22 protein-coding genes are annotated in these 24,453 nt (G+C 72.4%); 16 read left to right on the top strand and 6 right to left on the bottom strand.

Annotated features, from left to right (window positions below; all coding sequences use genetic code 11):
• Positions 1 to 288: 288 nt before the first annotated feature.
• Both ACFY12_RS22215 and ACFY12_RS22220 read left to right on the top strand, forming a co-directional pair.
• Positions 289 to 1,332: an NlpC/P60 family protein gene (locus tag ACFY12_RS22215; RefSeq protein ID WP_390717579.1), complete on the top strand. Its 1,044-nt coding sequence runs from the start codon at positions 289 to 291 to the stop codon at positions 1,330 to 1,332.
• 86 nt (positions 1,333 to 1,418) lie between these two features.
• Positions 1,419 to 2,813 (top strand): hypothetical protein, encoded by a 1,395-nt coding sequence (locus ACFY12_RS22220; protein ID WP_390717580.1) that lies wholly within the window; start codon positions 1,419 to 1,421, stop codon positions 2,811 to 2,813.
• Here ACFY12_RS22220 and ACFY12_RS22225 read toward each other — a convergent pair.
• Positions 2,761 to 4,014: a glycosyltransferase family 87 protein gene (locus ACFY12_RS22225; RefSeq protein ID WP_390717857.1), complete on the bottom strand. Its 1,254-nt coding sequence runs from the start codon at positions 4,012 to 4,014 to the stop codon at positions 2,761 to 2,763. The genes ACFY12_RS22220 and ACFY12_RS22225 overlap by 53 nt on opposite strands.
• Before the next feature lie 167 nt (positions 4,015 to 4,181).
• On the opposite strand from ACFY12_RS22225, the gene ACFY12_RS22230 reads away from it, so the two are divergent.
• The gene (locus ACFY12_RS22230; RefSeq protein ID WP_390717581.1) at positions 4,182 to 5,324 is read left to right on the top strand and encodes a glycosyltransferase family 4 protein; all 1,143 of its coding nucleotides are present in this window, start codon (positions 4,182 to 4,184) and stop codon (positions 5,322 to 5,324) included.
• Between the two features lie 71 nt (positions 5,325 to 5,395).
• Here the strand turns inward: ACFY12_RS22230 and ACFY12_RS22235 are convergent, their stop codons facing one another.
• Positions 5,396 to 7,192 (bottom strand): AMP-dependent synthetase/ligase, encoded by a 1,797-nt coding sequence (locus ACFY12_RS22235; protein WP_390717582.1) that lies wholly within the window; start codon positions 7,190 to 7,192, stop codon positions 5,396 to 5,398.
• A 463-nt stretch (positions 7,193 to 7,655) separates the two neighbouring features.
• Between ACFY12_RS22235 and ACFY12_RS22240 the strand changes: the two genes are divergently transcribed.
• The 5 genes from ACFY12_RS22240 (at position 7,656) to ACFY12_RS22260 (ending at position 12,030) form a co-directional block, all read left to right on the top strand.
• Complete coding sequence (locus ACFY12_RS22240; protein ID WP_390717583.1) at positions 7,656 to 8,132, top strand: SRPBCC family protein; 477 nt, start codon at positions 7,656 to 7,658, stop codon at positions 8,130 to 8,132.
• Positions 8,133 to 8,134: 2 nt separating this feature from the next.
• Positions 8,135 to 9,406, top strand: coding sequence for an ArsA family ATPase (locus ACFY12_RS22245; RefSeq protein WP_390717584.1), 1,272 nt, complete (start codon positions 8,135 to 8,137; stop codon positions 9,404 to 9,406).
• Between the two features lie 278 nt (positions 9,407 to 9,684).
• The gene (locus ACFY12_RS22250; RefSeq protein ID WP_390717585.1) at positions 9,685 to 10,161 is read left to right on the top strand and encodes a DUF5304 domain-containing protein; all 477 of its coding nucleotides are present in this window, start codon (positions 9,685 to 9,687) and stop codon (positions 10,159 to 10,161) included.
• Between the two features lie 68 nt (positions 10,162 to 10,229).
• Complete coding sequence (locus ACFY12_RS22255; protein ID WP_390717586.1) at positions 10,230 to 11,171, top strand: ROK family glucokinase; 942 nt, start codon at positions 10,230 to 10,232, stop codon at positions 11,169 to 11,171.
• A 109-nt stretch (positions 11,172 to 11,280) separates the two neighbouring features.
• Entirely contained in the window at positions 11,281 to 12,030 is a 750-nt protein-coding gene (locus ACFY12_RS22260) for an endonuclease/exonuclease/phosphatase family protein (protein ID WP_390717587.1), read from the top strand.
• 113 nt (positions 12,031 to 12,143) lie between these two features.
• Here the strand turns inward: ACFY12_RS22260 and ACFY12_RS22265 are convergent, their stop codons facing one another.
• Both ACFY12_RS22265 and ACFY12_RS22270 read right to left on the bottom strand, forming a co-directional pair.
• On the bottom strand, positions 12,144 to 12,794 hold the full coding sequence (locus ACFY12_RS22265) for a hypothetical protein (RefSeq protein WP_390717588.1): 651 nt from the start codon (positions 12,792 to 12,794) through the stop codon (positions 12,144 to 12,146).
• Positions 12,781 to 13,587, bottom strand: coding sequence for an alpha/beta hydrolase (locus tag ACFY12_RS22270; protein WP_390717589.1), 807 nt, complete (start codon positions 13,585 to 13,587; stop codon positions 12,781 to 12,783). Before ACFY12_RS22270 ends, ACFY12_RS22265 begins: the two co-directional genes overlap by 14 nt.
• A gap of 243 nt (positions 13,588 to 13,830) precedes the next feature.
• On the opposite strand from ACFY12_RS22270, the gene ACFY12_RS22275 reads away from it, so the two are divergent.
• The 5 genes from ACFY12_RS22275 (at position 13,831) to ACFY12_RS22295 (ending at position 19,031) form a co-directional block, all read left to right on the top strand.
• Complete coding sequence (locus tag ACFY12_RS22275; protein ID WP_390717590.1) at positions 13,831 to 14,583, top strand: lysophospholipid acyltransferase family protein; 753 nt, start codon at positions 13,831 to 13,833, stop codon at positions 14,581 to 14,583.
• Positions 14,584 to 14,719: 136 nt separating this feature from the next.
• Positions 14,720 to 16,033 (top strand): MacS family sensor histidine kinase, encoded by a 1,314-nt coding sequence (gene macS, locus ACFY12_RS22280; protein ID WP_390717858.1) that lies wholly within the window; start codon positions 14,720 to 14,722, stop codon positions 16,031 to 16,033.
• 23 nt (positions 16,034 to 16,056) lie between these two features.
• Positions 16,057 to 16,701 (top strand): response regulator, encoded by a 645-nt coding sequence (locus tag ACFY12_RS22285; protein WP_390717859.1) that lies wholly within the window; start codon positions 16,057 to 16,059, stop codon positions 16,699 to 16,701.
• A gap of 173 nt (positions 16,702 to 16,874) precedes the next feature.
• Entirely contained in the window at positions 16,875 to 17,903 is a 1,029-nt protein-coding gene (locus ACFY12_RS22290) for a 6-phosphofructokinase (protein ID WP_390717860.1), read from the top strand.
• Between the two features lie 111 nt (positions 17,904 to 18,014).
• Positions 18,015 to 19,031 (top strand): 2-hydroxyacid dehydrogenase, encoded by a 1,017-nt coding sequence (locus tag ACFY12_RS22295; RefSeq protein WP_390717591.1) that lies wholly within the window; start codon positions 18,015 to 18,017, stop codon positions 19,029 to 19,031.
• Here ACFY12_RS22295 and ACFY12_RS22300 read toward each other — a convergent pair.
• On the bottom strand, positions 18,997 to 20,973 hold the full coding sequence (locus ACFY12_RS22300) for an anthranilate synthase family protein (RefSeq protein ID WP_390717592.1): 1,977 nt from the start codon (positions 20,971 to 20,973) through the stop codon (positions 18,997 to 18,999). The genes ACFY12_RS22295 and ACFY12_RS22300 overlap by 35 nt on opposite strands.
• Before the next feature lie 258 nt (positions 20,974 to 21,231).
• On the opposite strand from ACFY12_RS22300, the gene ACFY12_RS22305 reads away from it, so the two are divergent.
• Together ACFY12_RS22305 and ACFY12_RS22310 are read left to right on the top strand one after the other, a co-directional pair.
• Positions 21,232 to 22,581 carry a class II 3-deoxy-7-phosphoheptulonate synthase gene (locus tag ACFY12_RS22305; RefSeq protein WP_390717593.1) on the top strand — a complete coding sequence of 450 codons (1,350 nt, stop codon included), beginning with the start codon at positions 21,232 to 21,234 and terminating at the stop codon, positions 22,579 to 22,581.
• 205 nt (positions 22,582 to 22,786) lie between these two features.
• Complete coding sequence (locus ACFY12_RS22310) at positions 22,787 to 23,074, top strand: bacterioferritin-associated ferredoxin (RefSeq protein WP_390717594.1); 288 nt, start codon at positions 22,787 to 22,789, stop codon at positions 23,072 to 23,074.
• Positions 23,075 to 23,118: 44 nt separating this feature from the next.
• Here the strand turns inward: ACFY12_RS22310 and bfr are convergent, their stop codons facing one another.
• Positions 23,119 to 23,595, bottom strand: a complete 477-nt coding sequence (bfr, locus tag ACFY12_RS22315) for a bacterioferritin (protein ID WP_390717595.1) — start codon at positions 23,593 to 23,595, stop codon at positions 23,119 to 23,121.
• A gap of 156 nt (positions 23,596 to 23,751) precedes the next feature.
• Between bfr and ACFY12_RS22320 the strand changes: the two genes are divergently transcribed.
• Entirely contained in the window at positions 23,752 to 24,375 is a 624-nt protein-coding gene (locus tag ACFY12_RS22320) for a sulfite oxidase-like oxidoreductase (protein ID WP_390717596.1), read from the top strand.
• The last annotated feature ends 78 nt before the right edge of the window (positions 24,376 to 24,453 follow it).

A 24,453-nucleotide genomic window follows, 5' to 3' on the forward strand; every position in this document is an offset into this window, starting at 1 on the left:
ACAAAACGCTCAACCCGCCGCCCGAACGGGCGATTTGCGGCCCCGGCCGCTGACCTGCCGCCCCGCCGGTGACCTGCACAGTCACCGGCGGGGCGGCACTTTGCGTGCGGAATGGGGTCTTTGGCCGGTACGGACCGTCGCCGTTACTGTCGGCGCTCGCAGTATCCGGTTCACCGCGCACGCTCCCGGGCGGCAGGGGCTTCCCCCTGCTCTCGATGCCTCCTCACTCCCGGCTTCGAGTGGGGGGACCCCTGCGCAGGGCGACCCCCATCGGAAGGAGCGCGGCTCGTGGCGTCCCACCGCCGTATCTCGCAGCACGGCCAGGCCACCCTCACCGGGGTCACCGTACTGTCGGTCCTGGCGACCGCGGCCGCCGCGCTGACGGCCCCGCCCGCCTCCGCCGCCCCCGCGGACCGTCCGGCCGCCGGCCGGGAGGCGGCGGCCGCCCGGCTCGACGCGCTCTACGAGCAGGCGGAGCGGGCCACCGAGAGGTTCAACGGCGCCGCCGCCCGGACCAAGGAGCTGCGCGCCGCGGTGGCCGTCCTCCAGGACCGCACCGCCCGTGCCCAGGAGCGGCTCAACCGGATGCGCGGCCGGCTCGGCGCGCTGGCCGCCGCCCAGTACCGTTCCGGCGGAATCGACCCCCTGCTCCGGCTGATGCTCTCCGAGCGCCCCGACAGCTATCTGGAGAAGGCCACCGCACTCGACCGGATCGGCAGCGTCCAGGCCGGCGGGCTGCGCGAACTGCGGGCGGCGCACCGCCTCCTCGCACAGCAGCGCCGGGAGACCGCGACGGCGCTCGCCGAGCTGGCCGCGAGCCACCGGCGGGCCGCCCGCCACAAGAAGGACGTCCTGCGCAGGCTCGCCGCCGCCCGGCGGATGCTGAACGCGCTCCCCAGGGACGCCAGGGAGGCCTACAGCCGGGCCTCCCGCGACGACGGGCGCGACGGGGTGCTCCCCGGCCTCGCCGGCGCCGTACCGGTCTCCGGCCGGGCCGCCACGGCCGTCTCCGCGGTGCGCTCCGCCGTCGGCGCCCCGTACGCCTGGGGAAGCAGCGGCCCCACCGCCTTCGACTGCTCCGGCCTCACCCAATGGGCCTACGCCTGGGCCGGGATCTCCCTGCCCCGTACGTCACAGGCCCAGGCGGGCGCCGGCCGCCAGGTGCCGCTCAGCCAGGTGCAACCCGGCGACCTGGTCATCTACCGCTCCGACGCCAGTCATGTCGGGATGTACGTGGGGAACGGACAGGTGGTGCACGCGCCCCATCCCGGTGCCCAGGTGCGCTACGACCCCATCGGGATGATGCCGGTCGCGGCCGTCACCCGGCCCTAGGGCCCTTCTGACGCGTCTCCGTCAGAAGCACCCTGGACGGCCGCCAGCGTTTTTGCCCCGGCCGGGGCGGACTTACGATCGGCCGCATGTCACACCAGCGGACGAGACCGCGGCCGAGGCGGGCCGGGGCGGCGGGATGCGCCGCCCTGAGCGCCCTGGCGCTGCTCGTCCCGCTGGCCGGATGCGCCCCCCGGACCTCCTCTTCGGCCCGCTTCCCCGACGTCCAGCGGATGCTCGACGCCAGGGCGCGGGCCGTACGGCAGCGGGACGAGGCGGGCTTCCTCGCCGCCGTCGACTCCCGGGCGTCCGGCTACCTGGCCCGGCAGCGCGCGGTGTTCGCCCAGCTCGCCGGCGTCCCGCTGACCGACTGGCACTACGACCTCGACTCGACCGGCGCCTTCCCGCTCCCCGACGGCACCGGTGAACGGCTGGCCGCCAAGGTCCGGCTCCGCTACCGCCTCGACGGCTTCGACGCCGCGCCGGTCAACGCCGTCCAGTACCTCACCCTGACCGAGCGCGGCGGCCGCTGGCTGATCTCCTCGGACACCGACGGCGCGGCGTCCGGCCGGTCCGGCAACCGCCAGCTGTGGGACCAGGGCCCGGTACGGCTGGTCCGCGGCCGGTACAGCCTGGTCCTCGGCGGCGCCGGGAACCCGGCGCGGCTCAAGGACCTGGCCCGCCGGGCGGACCAGGCGGTACCGGCGGTCTCCGCGGTCTGGAAGGACGCCTGGGCGCGGAAGGTCGTGGTGGAGGCGCCGGACACGGTCGAGCAGATGGCGCAGCTGATGGGCAGCGACGACCCGTCCGGCTACACGGGCATCGCCGCCGTCACCACCGGGGAGGCGGGTGCCTCCACCGCCGCGCCCGCGGACCGCGTGATCATCAACCCGGACGCCTACGAGGAGCTCAACGACCTCGGCCGCAAGGTGGTCCTCACCCACGAGACCGCCCACGTCGCCACCCGCAAGGCCACCACCATGGCCACCCCCCTCTGGCTCTCCGAGGGCTTCGCCGACTGGGTCGCCTACCGCGGCACCCGCCGCAAACCGGCCACCGCCGCCCCCGAACTGACCCGCGCGGCGCACTCCGGCGAACTGCCCACCCGGCTGCCCACGGACGCCGACTTCGGCTTCCGCGCCGGCGCGGACCGGCTGGCGACCGCGTACGAGGGAGCCTGGCTGGCCTGCCGCCTGATCGCCGAGAAGTGGGGCGAGGCGAAGCTGATCGCGTTCTACCGGGCGGCGGGCCTGAGCACGTCCCGGACGTCGGCGACGGGCGGCCTGGGCGCCCCGATGGAGGCCGCCACGGCGGTGCCGCCGGGCCGTGGCCAGGTGTCGCCGGCCGGCCGCTTCCCGTACCTGCGGCCGGCCGGTGCCGACCGGACGGACCGCGCGATGCGCTCCCAACTGGGCGTCGGACTGGCGGAGTTCACCCGGGCCTGGCGCTCCTATCTGCGGGAGGTGCTGGGGCCGGACCGGTGATCCGGGGGCGGGTGCCGATGAGGGTGCCCCCGTGCCGGCGGGCCCGTACGACGGCCGCGCGGCCCGCCGGACGGCCGCGCGTCGAGGCCCACAGCCGTCGGCAGGCGCTCAGGGACGCCGCGACCAGCAGCCCGTTGCGCAGCGCCAGCGGGACGACGCCCCGCGGGTCGCCGGCCACGACATGGGCGAAGCCGACCGGGAACTCCAGCAGGGTCAGTCCGGTGGCGAGCAGGACCAGGAGCGCCGGCAACCCCTGCCGGCCGCCGCGTACGGTCATGCCCACCGCGGCCAGCCCCACCAGCCAGAGCAGGTACTGCGGGCTGATCACCCGGCTCGTGGTGGTGAACAGCAGGGTGGCGGTGAAGGCCGCGTCATACAGCGTCGTACGGGTGAACTCGCGCGCCCGTACCCGCCACAGGACCAGCCAGCCCAGCGCGGCCCCGTTCAGAAGCAGCGCCAGGGCGCTGACCAGCGGCACCCCGGGGCCGACGAACTCCACCGAGCCGTAGCGCAGCAGCACCGTCCCGTCCCATCCGAAGGGACGGGCGAGGTGGAAGACCAGACCGCCGAGCGACTCGATCTCGGTACCGCGGTCGCGCTGGAAGGTGAGGAAGGCCAGGGCGCCCGGTGCGGCGGCCACGCACGCCAGGGTCAGCCCGGCCGCGGCGCCGCCCGCGCCGCCCCACAGGGCGCGCGCCCGGCGGCCGCGCAGCGGCGCCCCGGTCAGCAGCAGCACCGGCCAGACCTTCAGCAGCGCGCCCAACCCGGTCAGCGCGCCCGCCAGCCGTGGCCGGCGGGCGGCCGCGAAGAGCGCGGCGACGGCCACCGCGACCACCATCAGGTCGTAGCGGGCGTACGCGGTCGGGCCCAGCAGCGGGACACCCGCGATCCACACCCAGGCCCCGGCCGGCCGGCCGCCGGACCGTGGAGCCGGTGCCGGACGTCCCGCCCGCAGGAGGAGCGTCAGCACCACCGCGTCCGCGACGAGCACCAGGGTGAAGAACGCCGGGGTGTAGCCGAGGAACGGCAGCAGGCCGGGGGAGAGGACGGCGAGCGCGGCGGCCGGCGGATACTGCCAGGTCACATCGTGGAGGGGGTAGGTGCCGCCGCTGAGCACCTCGGACCAGCCGTGGTAGATCACCGACACATCGCTGGTCACATCCGGCCCCGGCAGTACCACCACTCTCAGTACGCACAGCATCACGGCGGTACGCGTCACCGCCCACACCCCGACCGCGACCCACCGTCCCCTGCGTGTCCCGCCGCCGCTCCCCGCCACCTCGTCCTCCTCCCGCGCGCCGCAGCCGGGTACTGTTTCGAGCCGAACGCCGAAAACCGACCGCTCGGACCGACCGTCGAGAGACCATCGTGCACAAGACCTTGATCGTCACGAACGACTTCCCGCCCCGGCCCGGCGGCATCCAGGCCTTCCTGCACAGCATGGCGCTGCGCCTGGACCCCTCCCGGGTCGTCGTCTACGCGTCGACCTGGAAACACACCAAGGAAGGCCTCGCGGCCACCGCCGCCTTCGACGCCGACCAGCCGTTCCCGGTGATCAGGGACCGTACGACGATGCTGCTGCCCACCCCGAGGGTGACCCGGCGCGCCGTCTCGCTGCTGCGGGAACACGGCTGCTCGTCCGTGTGGTTCGGCGCCGCCGCGCCGCTCGGGCTGATGGCGCCCGCGCTCCGCTCGGCCGGCGCCCGCCGCATCGTGGCGACCACACACGGCCATGAGGCGGGCTGGGCGCAGCTGCCGGCCGCCCGCCGGCTGCTCCGCCGGATCGGCGAAAGCACCGACACCCTCACCTACCTCGGCGAGTACACCCGCTCCCGGATCGCCGCCGCGCTGACCCCGGCCGCCGCCGCCCGGATGGTCCAACTGCCGCCCGGCGTCGACGAGAAGACCTTCCACCCCGGCTCGGGCGGCGACGAGGTACGGGCCCGGCTCGGCCTCGACTGCCGCCCGGTCGTGGTGTGCGTCTCCCGGCTCGTCCCGCGCAAGGGCCAGGACACCCTCATCGAGGCCATGCCGGCGATCCTCGCCGCGGTGCCGGACGCGGTGCTGCTCATCGTCGGCGGCGGCCCGTACGAGAAGGACCTGCGCGCGCTGGCCCTGGAGAAGGGCGTGGCGGACTCCGTCCACTTCACCGGCGCCGTCCCGTGGGAGGAGCTGCCGGCCCACTTCGGCGCCGGCGATGTCTTCGCGATGCCCTGCCGCACCCGCCGCGGCGGGCTCGACGTCGAGGGCCTCGGCATCGTCTACCTGGAGGCGTCCGCCACCGGACTCCCCGTCGTGGCCGGTGACTCCGGCGGCGCTCCCGACGCCGTGCTGCACGGCGAGACCGGGTACGTCGTCCCCGGCGGCGCCCCCACCCCTACCGCCGACCGCATCATCACCCTCCTCAAGGACCCGGCCCTGCGGCGCGCCATGGGCGAACGCGGCCGTGCCTGGGTGGAGGAGAGGTGGCGCTGGGACCTGCTGGCGGAGCAGCTGAAGGAACTGCTGTGAACGGACTGCTGTGTGAACGAACTGCGGTAGGGAACTGCGGTGGCGAACTGCGGTAAAGCCCGCCGGGCGGGCTACGCCCGGTAGATCGCCTCGATCTCCTCGGCGAAGTCCTTGGCCACCACGTTCCGTTTCAGCTTCAGCGACGGCGTGACATGGCCCGACTCCTCGGTGAACTGGGTCGGCAGAATACGGAACTTGCGCACCGACTCGGCCTTCGAGACGGCCGCGTTGCCGTCGTCCACGGCGCGCTGGACGGCGGCCAGCAGCTCGGGGTCCGTGGCGAGTTCGGCGGGCGTGATGCCGGCCGGGTGGCCGTGCTCCTCGGCCCAGCGAGGCAGGAAGTCCTCGTCGAGGGTGACCAGCGCGCCGACGAACGGGCGGCCGTCACCGACGACCATGCACTCGGCGATCAGGGCGTGCGCCCGGATACGGTCCTCGATCACGGCCGGTGCCACGTTCTTGCCGCCCGCGGTGACCAGGATCTCCTTCTTCCGGCCGGTGATGGCCAGGTAGCCGTCCTCGTCGAGGGTGCCGAGGTCGCCGGTGTGGAACCACCCGTCGGAGAGCGCCTCCGCGGTGGCCGCGGGGTTGTTCCAGTACTCGGTGAAGAGGTGTTCGCCGTGCAGCAGCACCTCGCCGTCGTCGGCGATCCGGATGACCGAACCGGGCAGCGGCTGGCCGACCGTGCCGATCTTCTGGCGGTCCCAGGGGTTGAACGCGGTGGCCGCACAGGACTCCGTCAGGCCGTAGCCCTCCAGGGCCGTGAAGCCGATCCCGCGGTAGAAGTGGCCGAGCCGCTCGCCGAGCGGCGCGCCGCCGGAGATGGCGTGGGTGGCCCGGCCGCCGAGGACGGCGCGCAGCTTGCCGTACACCAGGCGGTCGAAGACCTTGTGCTTCAGCTTGAGGCCCAGGCGCGGGCCCTCGGGGGTGTCGAGCGCCCGGCTGTACGCGATCGCCGTGTCCGCGGCCGCGTCGAAGATCTTGCCCTTGCCGTCGGCCTGCGCCTTGGCCCGCGCCCCGTTGTAGACCTTCTCGAAGACCCGCGGGACGCCCAGGATCATCGTGGGCCGGAAGGACGCCAGGTCATCGGTGAGGTTCTTGATGTCGGGGGCGTGGCCCAGCTTGATGGGGGCCATCACGGAGGCGACCTGCACCAGCCGGCCGAAGACATGGGCGATGGGGAGGAAGAGCAGCACGGAGGAGTGGCCCGTACGGAACAGAGGCTTCAGCCGCTCGACCACATTGCCGCACTCGGCGAAGAAGCTGCGGTGGCTGAGCACACAGCCCTTGGGGCGGCCGGTGGTGCCGGAGGTGTAGACGATGGTGGCGGGGGAGTCCGCGTCGGCGAGCGCGCTGCGCGCGTCCACGTCGTCGTCGCTGATCCCGGCGCCCGCGGCCCGCAGCCGGGCGATCGCGTCCCGTTCGATCTGCCAGATGTTCGCCAGCTCGGGCAGCCGGTCGCGGACCGATTCGACGGTCGCCTCGTGCGCGGGCGTCTCCACCAGACAGGCCACCGCGCCGGAGTCGCCGAGTATCCACTGGATCTGCTCGGCGGAGCTGGTCTCGTACACGGGGACGGTGATCGCGCCGGCGCTCCAGATGGCGAAATCCAGCAGCGTCCACTCGTAACGGGTGCGCGACATCAGACCGACCCGGTCGCCGGGCCGGACCCCGGAGGCCATCAGACCCTTGGCGGCGGCACGGACCTCGGCGAGGAAGGTGGCGGCGGTGACGTCCTGCCACACGCCGTTCACCTTGCGCCCCATCACGGCAACATCCGGGTGCTGCGCGGCATTTCGACGGATGAGATCCGTCAGGTTGCCGTCCGCGGGGACCTCATACAGGGCCGGAAGGCTGAACTCGCGCAAGACTGCTGCTCCTCAAAAGCGCCAGTGCCACGACGCTGTGTGCTGCACCGGCTGCGGTCCATGATCATGCAGTGGATTGGACTGCCCGGACGTTACCCATGGGTATTGCTTTTGGGATAGGGGTGAACGACCAGATGTTCCGTGCGTCACATGCCGGAGGGCCGCAGGGGGGACTCCTCCGCGCAGACTAGACCAGCCAGTCGGTGACCCAAAAGTAACTTTCGGTCGCCCAGGGAGGGGCGGATTGCGCCAATGTCGGCCGTTCCCCTGCGGCCGGGACGCCCCGCACCCTGGAGTGGGGAGCCCGGCCGCGTCCGCCGGCCACCCCCCGCGCGGTAGCCTTCAGCAGCAGGGACACCACGTTGCGGGACACCGCGAAATGGGTCTCCCGGCTCGCACGGAGTGCAGAGCCCGGGGAAGCTTCGGCGGACCGGCACGAATCGGTTATGGAGGAGTCACGGCGATGGCCGAACACACCAGCTCGAACATCACGATCGAGGCGGCGCCCGCCGAAGTGATGAGAGTGATCGCCGACTTTGACAGCTACCCGGCGTGGACCGGAGAGGTCAAGGAAGCCGAGGTGCTCGCCAAGGACGACCAGGGCCGCGCGGCGCAGGTGCGGCTGGTGCTGGACGCCGGCGCGATCAAGGACGATCACACCCTCGACTACACCTGGACCGGAGCGAACGAGGTCAGCTGGTCCCTGGTCAAGTCCCAGATGCTGCGTGCCCTCGACGGTTCCTACCGTCTCGCGTCGCTGGACAACGGCGCGCGCACCGAGGTGACCTACCAGCTCACCGTCGACGTCAAGATCCCGATGCTCGGCATGATCAAGCGGAAGGCCGAGAAGGTCATCATCGACCGTGCGCTGGCCGGGCTGAAGGAGCGCGTGGAGAGCCTCCGCGCCGCCGGACCCGGCGACGAGGCCGAGAAGCTCTGAGCGTGCGCATCGTCCTCGTCACCGGCCCCGGCGGGGCCGGCCGCACCACGCTCGCCGCCGCGACCGCCCTGGCCGCCGCCCGCAGGGGCGCGCGGGCCCTGCTGCTCACGACCGAGAGCAGCGCACCGGACCTGGTGCTGGGCACGCCCCTGGGGTCCGGCGCCGCCACCTCGATAGCGCCCGGGCTGCACGCTCGGCGCATCGACCCCGCCGACCGCTTCCGACAGGAGTTCCTCGCCTTCCAGGAGCGCGCCGGAGCCGCCCTCGACCTGCTGGGCGCCGCCCCCCTCGACGAGGACGAACTGACCGAACTCCCCGGGGCAGAGGACTTCGCGCTGCTGCAGGCGCTGCGCGCCGAACACGCCTCGGGCGACTGGGACCTGGTCGTCGTCGATATGCCCGCGGCCGCCGAAACGATCCGCCTGCTGGCCCTGCCGAACCAGGTCCGCCGCTATCTGCGCCGCCTGCTGCCGCCCGAGCGCCAGGCGGCCCGTGCGCTCCGCCCGGTGCTCGCCCAGCTCGCCGGCGTCCCCATGCCGGCCCAGAAGCTGTACGACGCGGCCGAGCGCTGGGAGACCGAACTCGCCGCCGTCCAGCGGGCGATCGACGACCCCGGCACCACCGTGCGTCTGGTGACCGAGGCCGGACCGGTCGCCGCCGCCACCCTGCGCGGTATCCGCGCCGGTCTCGCCCTGCACGGCCGGCCCACCGACGGCGTGGTCGTCAACCGGCTGCTGCCCACCGGCTCCGCCGATCCGTTCCTCGCCGCGCTCTCCGGCAGCCAGCAGACCGCCCTCAAGGCGTTGCGCGAGGAGTTCCCCGACGTCCCCGTCCACGAGGTGCCGCACCTCGGCCGCGACCCTCAGGGCGTCGAGGAACTCGACGAGTTGCTCGGCGGACCGGCCGGTGAACTGGCCGGCGAATGGGCCGGTGAACTGGCCGGCGAATGGGCCGGTGAACTGGACGGCGAACCGGACGGCGCCGGGCCCGTGCGGGCGCGCCGCCCCGACCCGTGGACCGTCGAGGACCGGCTGGCCGCCGACGGGATCCTGGTCTGGCGGGTGCCGCTGCCGGGTGCCGAGCGCGGCGGTCTCGGCCTGGTGCGCCGCGGCGACGAGATCGTGGTGACCGTCGGCCGCTTCCGGCGCATCCGTACGCTCCCCTCCGCACTGCGCCGCTGCACGGTCTCCGGAGCCGGACTGCATGACGGTGTGCTGGAGATCCGCTTCACCCCGGACCCGGACCTGTGGCCCAAGGGCGCCACCGGGAACTAGCGCCACCGGGAACTGAGGTTCTGGGGCCCCGTGGGCCACGGAGCCTGGGCCGCGAGAAACCAGGCCACAGGAAACCAGGCCACGGGAAACCAGGCTGCGAGAACGGAGCCGCGGGAACGGGGCCGCGCGAACCGGAGCCGTAAGGGCCGAACGGTATACCGGTGTTCAGGTACCGTCGAAGGTGGGCCGACGGGACCGGCCGTCCGCCCCGCACCCTCCGCCGTACCGCGTACCACGTATCGCGTACCGCCTCGTCGCAGAAGTCCACGGAGTTCACCATGAGTGATGCCACCGAGCGCCCCGCCGACCGCCAGGCCGGGCCCGACGCCGATGCCTGGGCGGCCGCCTGCGCCGAGGACCTGGCGGCCGAGAAGGCCCGCCGCCGTGCCACGTACGGTCCGCAGCCGGGCAGCGCCGCCGAGGAACTCCGCAAGCTCGCCGACGCGGTGACCGACAAGCTCGCCGGCATCCAGCTGCCCGGCGCACTCGGCGGCATGGCCGCGCAGAGCGCCGTCAACCAGCTGTTCAAGCAGGCCAAGGCCGTCGTCGAGCCGGTCATCGAGCGCAACCCCGATGTCTTCGACCACCTCGCCACGGCCGGCACCGAGCTGCTCGCCGCCTACCGCTCCGCCGTCGAGGGCAGTGAGCGCCGCTGGACCCGCGACGACCTCGACGACCGGCCCGCCGGCCGCCGCGGCGACGGCCCGCGCGACGACGACGGCCCCGCCGGCACCGAGCGAATCGATCTCGACTGACCCAGGCCGTGGCCCGGCCTCCGGTACGGTGGGTCCCGGCGGGGTACGAGCGAAAAACTGAGGGACACATGGGACTCACCATCGGCGTCGACATCGGCGGCACGAAGATCGCGGCCGGTGTGGTCGACGAAGAGGGTTCGATTCTTGAGACATGCAAGGTACCGACCCCGCAGGCCACCGACGCGCTGACCGAGGCCATCGCGGAAGCGATCCGTACCGTCGGTGCCGGCCACCGCATCGAGGCCGTCGGCATCGGCGCCGCCGGATACGTCGACGAGAAGCGGGCCACGGTCCTGTTCGCACCGAACATCGACTGGCGCCACGAACCGCTCAAGGACAAGGTCGAACAGCGCGTCGGCCTCCCTGTCGTCGTCGAGAACGACGCCAACGCCGCGGCCTGGGGCGAGTACAGGTTCGGCGCCGGCCAGGGCCACAGCGACGTCATCTGCATCACCCTCGGCACCGGCCTGGGCGGCGGCATCATCATCGGCAACAAGCTGCGCCGCGGCCGCTTCGGGGTGGCCGCCGAGTTCGGCCACATCCGGGTGGTGCCCGACGGTCTGCTGTGCGGCTGCGGCAGCCAGGGCTGCTGGGAGCAGTACGCCTCCGGCCGCGCCCTGCTCCGGTACGCCAGGCAGCGCGCCTTCGCGACCCCCGAGAACGCCCAGATTCTGCTGTCGCTCGGCGACGGCACCTCAGAAGGCATCGAGGGCATGCACATCAGCCAGGCCGCCCGCCAGGGCGACCCGGTCGCCATCGACTCCTTCCGCGAGCTGGCCCGCTGGGCCGGCGCCGGACTGGCGGACCTCGCCTCGCTCTTCGACCCGTCGGCCTTCATCATCGGCGGCGGGGTCTCGGACGAGGGCGAGCTGGTCCTCGAACCGATCCGCAAGTCCTTCCGCCGCTGGCTGGTCGGCAACCAGTGGCGGCCGCACGCCCAGGTGCTCGCCGCCCAGCTCGGCGGCAAGGCCGGACTGGTCGGCGCCGCCGACCTGGCACGCCAGGGCTGAGAAGCGCGCGCCCCTTCGGCGATGCCCGTCGCGTCCCAGCGGATGCGACGGGCATTGTCCTAGTCTGGGCCTGCGCGGCGACCTTGGCCCCCGGCGAGAGGACCTGCCCTTGAGCACGCTCCCCGACTCCCGCACCGAGTCGGACGGCTCGGCCGTCGTCCGGGTGCTCAGCTACAACATCCGCTCGCTGCGCGACGACCGGGCGGCGCTGGCGCGGGTCATCCGCGCCTGCGCCCCCGATCTCGTCCTCGTCCAGGAGGCGCCGCGGTTCTTCCGCTGGCGCAAGGCCGCCGAGCGACTGGCCCGGGCCACGGGACTGGTCCACGTCACCGGCGGGGCGACGACCGCGGGCCCGATGATCCTCTCCACCCTCCGCGCCCATGTGGAGCGGACGGAGGACATCCTGCTGCCCCGCACCCCCGGGCTGCACCGGCGCGGCTTCGCCACCGCCGTGGTCCGCATCGGCCGTGCCCGGCTCGGCGTCCTCAGCTGCCATCTCAGCCTCGCCGACCGGGAGCGCTACCCACAGGCCGGGCTGCTGCTGGAGCGGGTGGCCGCGCTGGGGACGCCGTACGCGGTCGCCGGGGGCGACCTCAACGACCGGCCGGACGGGCGGAGCTTCCGCCGGGTGGCGGGGGCCCTGACGGACGCCTGGGCCGCGAAGCCATGGGGCGGCGAGTTCACCTCCCCCGCCGGGGACCCGCACCAGCGCATCGACGCCGTCTTCACCACCGCCGGCATCGAGGTCCTGGGCTGCGGCGTACCGCACACCCTGCCCGGCGTACACGCCGGCGACCTGCGGTCCGCCTCCGACCACCTTCCGGTGCTGGCGGCTCTGCGGGTCCCGGCCGACGCTTAGGCCCTGTCGCTTCTGACGGATCTCCGTGGGAGCGCCCTGACCGCCTGGCGCCCGGCCCGGCCTCAGGCGCCCCCCCGTTTCAGCCCATCGGTCGGACCGTCTCAGCCCAACGGTCAGACCACCGCTCCGCCGCCCGGCAGGTGGTCGTCGTCCTCGTCGTCGCCCTTCATACGGGCCACCAGGGTGGCGAAGCCGCCCAGGAAGCCGCCGATGCCCAGGACCGTGATCCACCAGGTCACGGGCTGCTGGAAGAGCACCATGGCCACCAGGAGCAGCGGGCCGCCCAGGACCGCGATCCAGGCGAACTTGGCGGTGACGTCGGCCTTGGGCAGCGGGGGAGGCTCGGGTGGTGTGAAGTGGTCCTCGTCGCTCTCGTCGGCGTCGTCGGAGCCGTCGCCGGACGGCCCGGAGGGCGACCAGTCACGCGGCCCGACGCCCGGGGCGAAGACGACGAAGCTGCCGGGAGCCGAGGCGCTGCCGCTGCCCGCACCCGGGACGGAATCCGGGCGCGCGTCCGTGCCCGTTCCCTGGTCCTTGCCCGTTCCCTGGTCCTTCCCGCCTCGCTCGTCCACGTCGTCCGTCCCGGACGAGGTGCCGGGCTTCCCGGACGAGGACGCCGCCCCCGCACCGCCCGTGCCGCCGTCGCCCTCCTCGTCCGGGAACGACGGCTGCTCGCCGTAGCCCGCGACGATCTCGGCCCAGGCGGCCTCTTCGTCCAGCGGGTCGCGCGGGTCCCGGGGGTCGCGGGGGCTACGCTCCGCCACTGGCCGCCGTCCCCTCCTGGGCGGAAGCCCGGGCACCGGCCAGGGCCTCCGGGGCGAGCCGGGAGATGAAGGCGAAGGTCTCCTCGAAGATCCGCTCCGCGTCGTGGTCCAGCGTGGCGACGTGGTAGCTGCGCTCCAGCAGGGTCTGCCGGACGTCCGTCGACGAGACCCGGCTCAGGATCCGCTCGGAGTCCACCGGCCGTACGACATGGTCCTGCGGGCTGGTCATCACCAGCAACGGCTGGGTGACACGGGGGAGTTCGGAGTCGACCTGCCGGAAGAACCGGCGCAGCGAATGCGCCGCGTGCAGCGGCACCCGGTCGTAGCCGACCTCCTCGGCGCCGGGCTTGGCGATATCGCTCGCGATCCCCTTGGTCGTCCGTACGACGTGGCGCAGCGCCGGCAGCAGGGGCGCGGCCGCCTCGTGCATCTTGTTGCCGGGGTTGACGACGGCCACCCCGCTGATCGCGTCGCCGTGCTTGGCGGCCAGCCGCAGCGCCAGCGCGCCGCCCATCGACAGACCGCAGACGAAGACCCTGGCGCACCGCTCGGTCAGTGCGCGCAGTTCGCGGTCGACCTCGGCGTACCAGTCCCGCCAGGTCGTGACCTGCATGTCCTGCCAGCGGGTGCCATGACCGGGCAGCAGTGGGAGGGTGACAGTGAGCCCCCGGTCGGCCAGGTGTTCGGCCCAGGGGCGTACGGACTGGGGGGAGCCGGTGAAGCCGTGGCAGACGAGGACGCCGACCTCTCCGCCGTCGCGGCGGAACGGCTCGGCTCCGGGAAGGAGCGGCACCGGGGGACTCCGTTCGATGAGGGGACCTGGCGAGTTACCTCAGGGTACGCAAAGTGATGGCGAGCGGGTAGATCCGGCGCCCGCGGGCCGGTTCCGGGTCGCCTGCGCGGGCGATGGGGGTGCCCCCTGCTCCTTGAGAGCTTGGGGGACGGCCGCCGGGACCCGGTGGGGGCGAGTGTGTCGGCGGGGCAGGTTAAGGTCTTTGCGTCAGACACAGGAGGCAGTCGGTTGATCTACGGCGCAATGAAGTTTTCCATCGGCGGGCCGCTGAAGCTTGCCTTCCGGCCCTGGGTGGAAGGCCTCGAGAACATTCCCGCCGAGGGTCCGGCGATCCTCGCGAGCAACCATCTGTCCTTCTCGGACTCCTTCTTCCTGCCCGCGGTGCTGGACCGCAAGGTCACCTTCATCGCGAAGTCCGAGTACTTCACGTCCCCGGGTGTGAAGGGCAAGCTCACCGCCGCGTTCTTCAAGGGTGTGGGCCAGCTCCCGGTCGACCGGTCGGGCGCGCGGGGCGCGGGCGAGGCGGCGATCAAGAGCGGCATCGAGGTGCTGGAGCGCGGTGAGCTGTTCGGCATCTACCCGGAGGGCACCCGTTCCCCCGACGGCCGGCTCTACCGCGGCAAGCCCGGCGGTCTGGCCCGGGTGGCGCTGGCCACGGGCGCGCCGGTGATCCCCGTGGCGATGATCGACACCGAGAAGGTGCAGCCGCCCGGCAAGGTCGTGCCGAAGATGATCCGGCCGGGCATCCGGATCGGCAAGCCGCTGGACTTCTCCCGTTACCAGGGCATGGAGGGCGACCGCTTCATCCTGCGGTCGGTCACCGACGAGGTCATGTACGAGATCATGAAGCTGTCCGGTCAGGAGTACGTCGACATCTACGCGACCGCCGCCAAGCGGCAGATCGCGGAGGCGGCGAAGGCCGCGGAGGCGAAGAAGAAGGCCGAGGCGGAGCAGGCGAAGAAGGCCGCCGAGCAGGCCAAGAAGGCCGCCGGGTAGGCCGGGCGGGCCGGAGGAGACGGGCAGTGCCGAGACCGGGCGTGGACGCGCCCGGCGAGGGGTGGGGGCCGGCGAGATGACGGACGCGGACATACGGACGACGGACGCGGACATACGGACGGTGAGCGGCGCCACCATGGCTGCCGGACGCCCCGGCAAGCACCCCCCGAAGGCGCTGCGGATGTCCGTCGAGCTCCCGCTCTGGCGGGCGCTCACCGGCTACCGGATCCTCACCCTCGTCTACACGCTGTGCCTGTTCGCGCTCTCGTACGAGCGGTACGCGCATCCGTGGGGCGCGGGCGCCTATATGGCCGCGCTCACCGTCTGGATGGGGTTCACCTGGCGTCGTACGACCTCCCCGGAGCGCTGCACCCGGCACTTCCTGATCGTCGACCTCGCCTTCGCGGTCGGCGGCATTCTGCTGACGCCCCTGGTGGACACCCACGAACGGATCATGGGCGGCGGGCCCACCCTGCCCTCCATCTGGACGGCGGGTGCGGTCCTGGGCTTCGCGATCAAACGCGGCTGGCGCTGGGCCGCGGTGGCCTCCGCCCTGGTGGCCACCGCCAACCTCGTCGAACGCCAGGAGTTCGCCCGCGACACCGTCCACAACGTGGTGCTGCTGTGGGTGTCCAGCGTCGCGATCGGCTATGTGGTCGAGGTGGCGCGCGCCAGTGAGCGCACCCTCGCCCGCGCGCTGCAGATCGAGGCCGCCACCCGCGAACGGGAGCGGCTGGCCCGCGACATCCACGACAGCGTGCTGCAGGTGCTGGCCATGGTGCAGCGGCGGGGAGCCACGATCGGCGGCGAGGCGGCCGAGCTGGGGCGGATGGCGGGCGAACAGGAGGTCGCCCTGCGGACGCTGGTCTCGGGCGGGCCGACGCCGCGGCGTACGCCGCACACCGAGGAGCGGGCGGCGGGGTCGTACGGCAACGAGGAGGCGGCGCCCGGCGCCGAGGGGGCGGCGGCGTACGCCGGGCGCCCGGCGTCCCCGGCGCCGTACGCCGACGAGGAGTCCCGGGAGCCCTGCGATGTCCGCGCGCTGCTCGCCCCGTACGCGTGCGCCGGTGTCACCTACTCCGAGCCGGGCGCCCCGGTCGAGCTGCCGGCCGCCGCCGCGGCGGAGCTGGCGGCCGCTGTCAGTGCCGCGTTGGACAATGTCCGGGTGCATGCGGGGGCCGGTGCCCGCGCATGGATCCTGGTGGAGGACGAACCGCACGCGGTGATCGTGACGGTCCGCGACGACGGCCCCGGCATCCCCGAGGGCCGCCTCGCGGACGCCGAGCGGGAGGGCCGGCTGGGGGTGGCCCTGTCGATCCGCGGGCGGCTTCGGGATCTGGGCGGCAGCGCGGCGTGGATCTCGGTCCCCGGCCAGGGCACGGAAGTGGAGTTGACGGTCCCCAAGGGCGTACGGCCCGAGGGCGGAAGGCGGGGGAAGGCCGGGACGTGACGGAGCAGACGAGGCTGAAGGTCATGGTGGTCGACGACCACCCGATGTGGCGTGACGCGGTCGCGCGGGATCTGGCGGAGGCCGGGTTCGAGGTGGTGGCGACGGCCGGCGACGGTCTCCAGGCGGTGCGCAGGGCGCAGGCCGCGTCGCCCGATGTGCTGGTCCTGGACCTCAATCTGCCGGGGCTGCCCGGTGTACGGGTGTGCCAGGAGCTGGTCGGCGCCCATCCGGCGCTGCGGGTGCTGGTGCTGTCCGCGAGCGGTGAGCACGCCGATGTCCTGGAGGCGGTCAAGTCCGGGGCGACCGGCTATCTGCTGAAGTCGGCGAGCACGGAGGAACTGGTGGACGCGGTGCGCCGGACGGCCGCCGGGGACGCGGTGTTCACCCCGGGCCTGGCGGGGCTGGTGCTCGGCGAGTACCGGCGGCTGGCGAGCGAGCCCGCCCCGGCGACGCCGGACGAGCCGGGCGCGCCGCGGCTGACGGAGCGGGAGACCGAGGTGCTGCGCCTGGTGGCCAAGGGCCTCTCGTACAAGCAGATCGCCGAGCGCCTGGTCATCTCGCACCGCACGGTGCAGAACCACGTCCAGAACACCCTCGGCAAGCTCCAGTTGCACAACCGGGTGGAACTGGTGCGCTATGCGATAGAGCGGGGCCTCGACGAGGCGTGAGCGGGCACGGGCCTCCGCTCGTCCGGGTGAACGCCTCACGTCAACTCCCCGTGGAATCACCGAAATCGGCATTTTGCCCCATCCCGGAGTGACCCAGATCACCATTAGCGTGGCCGGCGTCCGATCGACCACGGCCGAGCGCGGCCACTGACGGGATGTAGGTGATGGCAGCGATGCGGGTCGGAGTACTGACCGGTGGCGGCGACTGCCCGGGTCTGAACGCGGTGATCAGGGGCGTCGTCCGCAAGGGCACCCAGGAGTACGGTGACGACTTCGTCGGCTTCCGGGACGGCTGGCGCGGCCCGTTGGAGGGCCGCACGGTGACGCTGGACATCCCGGCGGTGCGCGGCATCCTGCCCCGCGGCGGCACGATCCTGGGCTCCTCGCGGACCAACCCCTTCCAGCAGCCCGACGGCGTCCGCCGGATCAAGGAGACGCTCGCCAAGCAGGAGGTCGAGGCGCTGATCGCGATCGGCGGCGAGGACACCCTCGGCGTCGCGGCGCGACTCTCCGACGAGTACGGCATCCCCTGCGTCGGCGTCCCCAAGACCATCGACAACGACCTGTCCGCGACGGACTACACCTTCGGCTTCGACACCGCCGTCGGGGTGGCCACCGAGGCCATCGACCGGCTGCACACCACCGCCGAATCCCATATGCGGGTCCTGGTCGTCGAGGTGATGGGCCGGCACGCCGGCTGGATCGCGCTGCACTCCGGTCTCGCCGGCGGGGCGAACGTCATCCTCATCCCCGAGCAGCGCTTCGACATCGAGCGGGTCTGCCGGTGGATCGACTCCCGTTTCAAGGCGAGCTACGCCCCCATCGTGGTGGTCGCCGAGGGCGCGATGCCCAAGGACGGCCAGATGGTCCTCAAGGACGACTCCAAGGACTCCTTCGGGCACGTCCGGCTGTCCGGTGTGGGGGAGTGGCTGGCCAAGGAGATCGAGGCGCGCACCGGCAAGGAGGCGCGGACGACGGTGCTCGGGCACACCCAGCGCGGTGGTACGCCCAGCGCCTTCGACCGCTGGCTGGCCACCCGCTTCGGTCTGCACGCGATCGACGCGGTGCACGACGGCGACTTCGGGAAGATGGTCGCGCTGCGCGGTACGGACATCGTGCGGGTGCCGATCGCGGAGGCCACCGCGAAGCTGAAGACCGTCGATCCGGCGCTCTACGCCGAGGTCGGGGTGTTCTTCGGCTGACCACGGAGGCCCTCCCTCCGGGCGGCGCCTCCGGGCGAGGGGCCGTATATTCGCCCTACGCGACATATCCGGCCCATTTGCCCCTGTGCGGGCGTACCGGCGGGAGGGAACGTGGAGATCGTCGCCTTCGGCGTACAGGCGGATGAGCGGCCGCTCCTGGAGCAGGCCTTCGCCGGCCGCCACCAGGTCCGTGCGCTGGACGTCTTCCTCAACCGCGACACCGCCCCCATCGCGCACGGCTACGAGATCGTCAGCAGCAGCGTCAACGCCGATCTGAGCGCCGACGTCCTGCAGACCCTCGCGGCCGGCGGGACGAAGATGATCGCCCAGCGTTCCACGGGCTTCAACAACATCGACCTGGAGGCCGCGGCCGACCTCGGGATGAGCGTCGGCCGGGTCTCCCGCTACTCCCCGTACGCGGTCGCCGAATTCGCCTGGGCCCTCGCCCTGGCCGTCGACCGGCACCTGGTCCGGGCCGCCAACCGCACCCGTAACTTCGACTTCCGGCTGGACGGCCTGATGGGCCGCGACCTGCACGGCCGTACCGCGGGGGTGCTCGGCACCGGCAAGATCGGCGAGGCGTTCACCCGGATCGCCCACGGCTTCGGTATGAACCTGCTCGGCTGGGACCTCGCCGCGAATCCGCGCTGCGCCGAGCTGGGCATGGTGTACGTCACCAAGGAGCGGCTGTTCGCCGAGGCCGACCTGATCTCCCTGCACCTCCCGCTGGTGGCGGCCACCCGCCACCTCGTCGACGCCGCCGCGCTGGCCGCGATGAAGGACGACGCCATCCTGATCAACTCCAGCCGCGGCGGGCTCATCGACACCGCGGCGCTCGTCGGCACCCTCAAGGCCGGCCGGCTGACCGGCGTCGGCCTGGACGTCTACGAGGAGGAGGCCGGGCTCTTCTTCTTCGACAAGTCCCTGGACGTCGTCGACGACGACACTCTGGCCCGCCTGATGACCTTCGGGAACGTCCTCGTCACCTCCCACCAGGCGTACTTCACGAAGGAGGCGGTCGGCCAGATCATCGACGCCACGGTCACCAACGTCGAGGACTACCTGACCGGCCGCTCCAACGAGAACACCCTGGTCATACGAGGACAGCTGCCAGCAGCCGCGCGATGACCGAGGCACCGTCCAGGGTCAGCACCGACTCGGGGTGGAACTGCACCCCCGCGAAGCCCGGGCCGCGCAGCGCGTGCACCTCACCGGTCCCCGCGTCCCGGCTCAACTCCACCCGGTGCATGGCCAGTTCCTCCGCCGTCCGGTCGTCGCAGCGGGCCGTGAAGGTGTTGTAGAACCCGACCGTCTCCGGGCGGCCGAAGAAGTCGATCCGTTCCTGCGCGCCCTGGAACGGCACCTCCTTGCGGACGATCTCCAACCCCAGCTCCGCGGCGAGCAGTTCATGCCCGAGGCAGACCCCCAGAACTCCCTCCCGGTGTGTGGCGACGAGCTCGGCCGTCAGCGCGCGCAGGAAGCGCATCTTGGGGTCACCGGCGTCGGACGGATCGCCCGGTCCCGGGCCCAGCACGACCGGCCCCGAGTGCGCCAGGGCGGCCTCCCGCAGCCCCGGCGCGTCGAAGCGGCGCACCGTGACCTCCAGCCCCGACGTGCGCAGCAGATGCGCCAGCATCGAGGTGAAGGTGTCCTCCGCGTCGATGACCAGGGCGTGCCCGGTCAGCCCGGCCGTCGGCGCGCCGGACCGCATCCGCAGCCAGAAGGGCGCCAGGCCGGCCCGCCGGGCGTCGAGCGCGGCCCGGACCCGCGGGTCGTCGGCGAGGCGGGGCCGCGCGGCCTCCCCGGCCCGCCGTACGGGGGCGGGGCGCACGCCGAGGGCGGTGAGCACCCCCGCAGCCTTGGCATGGGTCTCGGCGACCTCGCCGCGCGGGTCGGAGGCCCGTACCAGGGTCGCGCCGACCGGCAGCCGCAGGGCGCCGCGGGCATCGATGTCGGCGGTACGGATCAGGATCGGCGAGTCCAGCGTCTGCGCACCATGGGCGTCCCTGCCGATCAGCGCCAGCGCCCCCGCGTAGTAGCCGCGGCCGGCACCGTCCGGCCCGGCGGGCTCATGGCGTTCGATCACCCGGCAGGCGTTCTGGACGGGCGAGCCGGTGACCGTCGCCGCGAACATCGTCTCCCTGAGCACCTCGCGGACGTCCAGGGTGGAGCGGCCACGCAGCTCGTACTCGGTGTGTGCGAGGTGGGCCATCTCCTTCAGGCGGGGCCCGATCACCACCCCGCCCTGGTCGGCGACGGTGCACATCATCTTCAGCTCCTCGTCGACGACCATGGACAGCTCCTCCGCCTCCTTGCGGTCGGCCAGGAACTCCAGCAGGCCCTCCGCGCCGGGGCCCTCGGCGGGGTAGCGGTACGTCCCGCTGATCGGGTTCATCACGACCGTCCCCCCGGCCATCCGCACATGGACCTCGGGGCTCGCCCCGACGAGGGTGCGCACCCCGGGCTGGTGGACGACGAAGGTCCAGTACGCGCCGCGCTCGCCGGCCAGCAGCCGCCGGAACAGGGCCAGCGCGTCGGCCGCGCCGAAACCGGGGATCTCACCCTCGAACGTGCGGCGGATCACGAAGTTGGCGCCCTCGCCGGTGCCGATCTCCTCGCGCACCACCCGCTCGACGATCTCCGCGTACGCCTCGTCGCCCACGTCGAACGCGCCGCCGCGGACGGTCACGTCATGGGCCGGGAGGGCGTCCAGCACCTCGGGCAGCGGAAGTTCGTACACCTCCCGGGGCAGCAGGACGGCGAGCGGAGTGCCGTCGTCGCGGACGTCGAAACCGCGCTCGCGGATCTGCCGGAACGGGACCATGGCCAGCGCCCCGCGCTCACCGTCCGGCCCCCGCCCGCCCTCAGGGATGTCGGCGAGCCGCTCCACCTCGCGGACCGGGCCGATGAGCAGCTCCACGGTGTCGTGATCGCGTCCGGGGGTGCGGCGGCGGAGCAGGGCGAAGGGGGTGTCGTGGCCGCTGGTGAGCCGCTGGAGGAGAGCGGCGGTGCCGTGGGGCGGCGCGGTGCGGTGGACCGTGGTGCGGGGGTGCGTGGCGTCGTGGTGCACGGGAGTTCCTTCCGTAGGGAGGAACGGCCCGGGAAACACCGAAGGCCGCCCCTCGGGCGGCCTTCGCGGAGTTCTGGGTACGCGCGATCAGTGGGCCGCCGGATGAGCGGTCCACCACCAGTTCATGTTCGGAATCGGCTGCGCGTGCATGTCGCGCACCCTACCCGACGGAGGCGGCGGCCGGGTGCCCGCGTGTACCTCGTCTCATCCTGCGGTCGCGGTACTGGACGCCTGTCAAGACCCCGTAATCTTGGCTTTGTGACCGTGAACGCTGAAACCCACGCCGGTGGCAACACCTGGCGAGACCTGCCCGCGGCGCAGCAGCCTGACTGGCCGGACCAAGAGGCTCTGCGCGATGTGATCGCGGAGCTCGAGTCCTATCCGCCGCTCGTCTTCGCGGGCGAGTGCGACCAGCTGCGTGAGCGCCTGGGAGCCGTCGCCCGTGGTGAGGCGTTCCTGCTTCAGGGCGGCGACTGCGCGGAGGCCTTCGACGCCGTGTCCGCCGAGCACATCCGGAACAAGCTCAAGACGCTCCTCCAGATGGGCGCCGTCCTGACCTACGCCGGGTCCGTCCCGGTGGTCAAGGTCGGCCGGATCGCCGGCCAGTACAGCAAGCCGCGCTCCAAGCCCACCGAGACCCGCGACGGGGTGACCCTGCCGACCTACCGCGGCGACTCCGTCAACGGCTTCGAGTTCACCCCCGAGGCCCGGATCCCGGACCCGCAGCGGCTGAAGCGCATGTACCACGCCTCCGCGGCGACCCTCAACCTCGTGCGCGCCTTCACCACCGGCGGCTACGCCGACCTGCGCCAGGTGCACGCCTGGAACCAGGACTTCGTGAAGTCCTCGCCGTCCGGGCAGCGCTACGAGGCGCTGGCCCGCGAGATCGACCGTGCGATGAACTTCATGAACGCCTGCGGGGTGGACCCGGAGGAGTTCAAGACGGTGGAGTTCTTCTCCTCGCACGAGGCGCTGATCCTGGACTACGAGTCGTCGCTGACCCGCGTCGACTCGCGCACCGGCAACCTCTACGACGTCTCCGGCCACATGGTCTGGATCGGCGAGCGCACCCGTCAGCTGGACGGTGCGCACATCGAGTTCGCCTCGCGGATCCGCAACCCGATCGGCGTCAAGCTCGGTCCGACGACCACGCCCGAGGACGCGCTCACGCTGATCGACCGCCTCGACCCGGAGCGTGAGCCGGGCCGGCTGACCTTCATCACCCGCATGGGCGCCGACAAGATCCGCGACAGGCTCCCCGAGCTGGTCGAGAAGGTCACCGCCTCCGGTGCGCAGGTCGCCTGGATCAGCGACCCGATGCACGGCAACACCTTCGAGGCCGCCTCCGGTCACAAGACCCGGCGCTTCGACGACGTGCTGGACGAGGTCAAGGGCTTCTTCGAGGTCCACAAGAGCCTCGGCACCCACCCGGGCGGCATCCACGTCGAGCTGACCGGCGACGATGTCACCGAGTGCGTGGGCGGCGGCGACGAGATCTTCGTCGACGATCTGCACCAGCGCTACGAGACGGCCTGCGACCCGCGGCTCAACCGCAGCCAGTCGCTGGACCTGGCGTTCCTGGTGGCGGAGATGTACCGCGATCAGTGACCGCGGGCCGGCAGTGATCGTCGGCCGAGCGGGAGTGGGGCGTGGATCCTGTGATCCGCGCCCCACTGTGCTGTCCGGAGCGATCGGGCGTTGAGACCCCGCCCCGGGCCAGGTAAGGTAAGGGTAACCTCACTCAAGATCAGCTGTTCTGATCGGTGAGTCCTGGAAGATTCCTCCCCGAGCCGCCCCGAAGAGGTGACACCGCGTGTACGTCTGCTCTTGCTTCGGGATCACCGAGCAGCAGGTCCGCGAGCACGCGGAATCCGGCGCCTGCACGCCCCGTCAGATCGCCTCCGCCAGCAAGGCCGGCACCGACTGCGGCAACTGCGTACGCCGCATCCAGGCGCTGCTCGGTCGGGGCAGCTGCCCCCGCCGTGAACTCATCGACCGGGGCGCTTCCGATCCGCTGGCGCCGGAGGAGACGGCACCGCTCGGGCCGCGGGGCGCGGAGGTGGGCGCAGGGGCGCCCGCGGCGCTCTCGGAGGCCGCGTAGCCCCCAGGGGTGCCCTGTCGGGTCCTGCCATCGCGCGCCGTCGCTCAGCTCGGCTGCTCGATCACCTGGGCGATGTAGAGCGCTTCGCCGAGCTTCTCGATCAGCTCCAGCTGCGTGTCGAGGTAGTCGATGTGGTGCTCCTCGTCCGCCAGGATGCTCTCGAAGATGTTCGCCGAGGTGATGTCGCCCTTGTTGCGCATCAGCTCGATCCCGCGCTTGAGCCGGTCGATGGCCTCGACCTCGATCTGCCGGTCGGACTGGAACATCTCGGTGACCGTCTGGCCGACCCGTACGTGGAACAGCCGCTGGTAATTCGGCAGGCCGTCGAGGAAGAGAATCCGGTCGGTGAGCACCTCCGCGTGCTTCATCTCGTCGAAGGATTCGGCGCGGGTGTACTTCGCGAGCTTCGTCCAGCCGAAGTTCTCCTGCATCTTGGCGTGCAGGAAGTACTGGTTGATCGCGGTCAGCTCGGCGGTCAGCTGCTCATTGAGGAATTCGAGGACCTCGGGGTCGCCCTGCATGGCTGCGGGCTCCTTCCACGCGAGTAACTGGGCAGGTGCCGCGCATCCTCGCACCGGGCGGAGCGAGACGTCCAGTAAGTTCACGCTTAGTGGGAGTTGTCCGATTCGCTCCATCCCTGGTCATCGGCACCCCTTCCGGTCTGACAACATGGGGGCATGGGTCAGCCGGAAAGCCGCGAAGAGGAGCATCCTCAGCTGCCTCCGGGGCAGCGGCTGCAGCGGGGCTGGCCGGTGACGCACTACGGTCCGGTGCCGAAGTTCCGCGCCGAACGCTGGGAGTTCCGGGTCTTCGGCGCCACCGCTGACGGTGAGAAGCACTGCTGGTCGCACGAGGAATTCACAGCGCTGCCGTATGCCACGGTCGTCGCCGATATGCACTGTGTGACGAAATTCAGCATGCTGGGGGCCGAATGGGGCGGGGTGCTCACCAAGACCATCCTGGATCTCGCACCGCCCGCGCCCGATGCCACCCATGTCATGGTGTGGGCCGAATACGGCTTCAGCTCGAATCTGCGGCTGGCGGATTTCACCGCGGAGAAGTGCCTCTTCGCCACCCACCGCTCCGGTGAACTGCTCACCGCCGAGCACGGCTTCCCGGTCCGCCTGATCGTCCCGCATCTCTACGCCTGGAAGGGCCCCAAATGGGTCCGCGGTATCGAATACATGCGGGCCGACCGCCGCGGCTTCTGGGAGGAGCGCGGCTATCACAACCTGGGCGACCCATGGAGCGAACAGCGCTACTCCTACCAGGAGGAACCGGGGGAGGGCCCCGAGCTCTGAGGCGCGGGGACCCCGATCGGTCCCGGGGGCCCTGACCGGCCCCGGGGACCCCGCGCCTGGAGCTCGGGGGCGGTGCCC

It is taken from the genome of Streptomyces sp. NPDC001339 (genome assembly GCF_042895955.1).
In the GTDB taxonomy this organism is placed as follows: Bacteria; Actinomycetota; Actinomycetes; order Streptomycetales; family Streptomycetaceae; genus Streptomyces.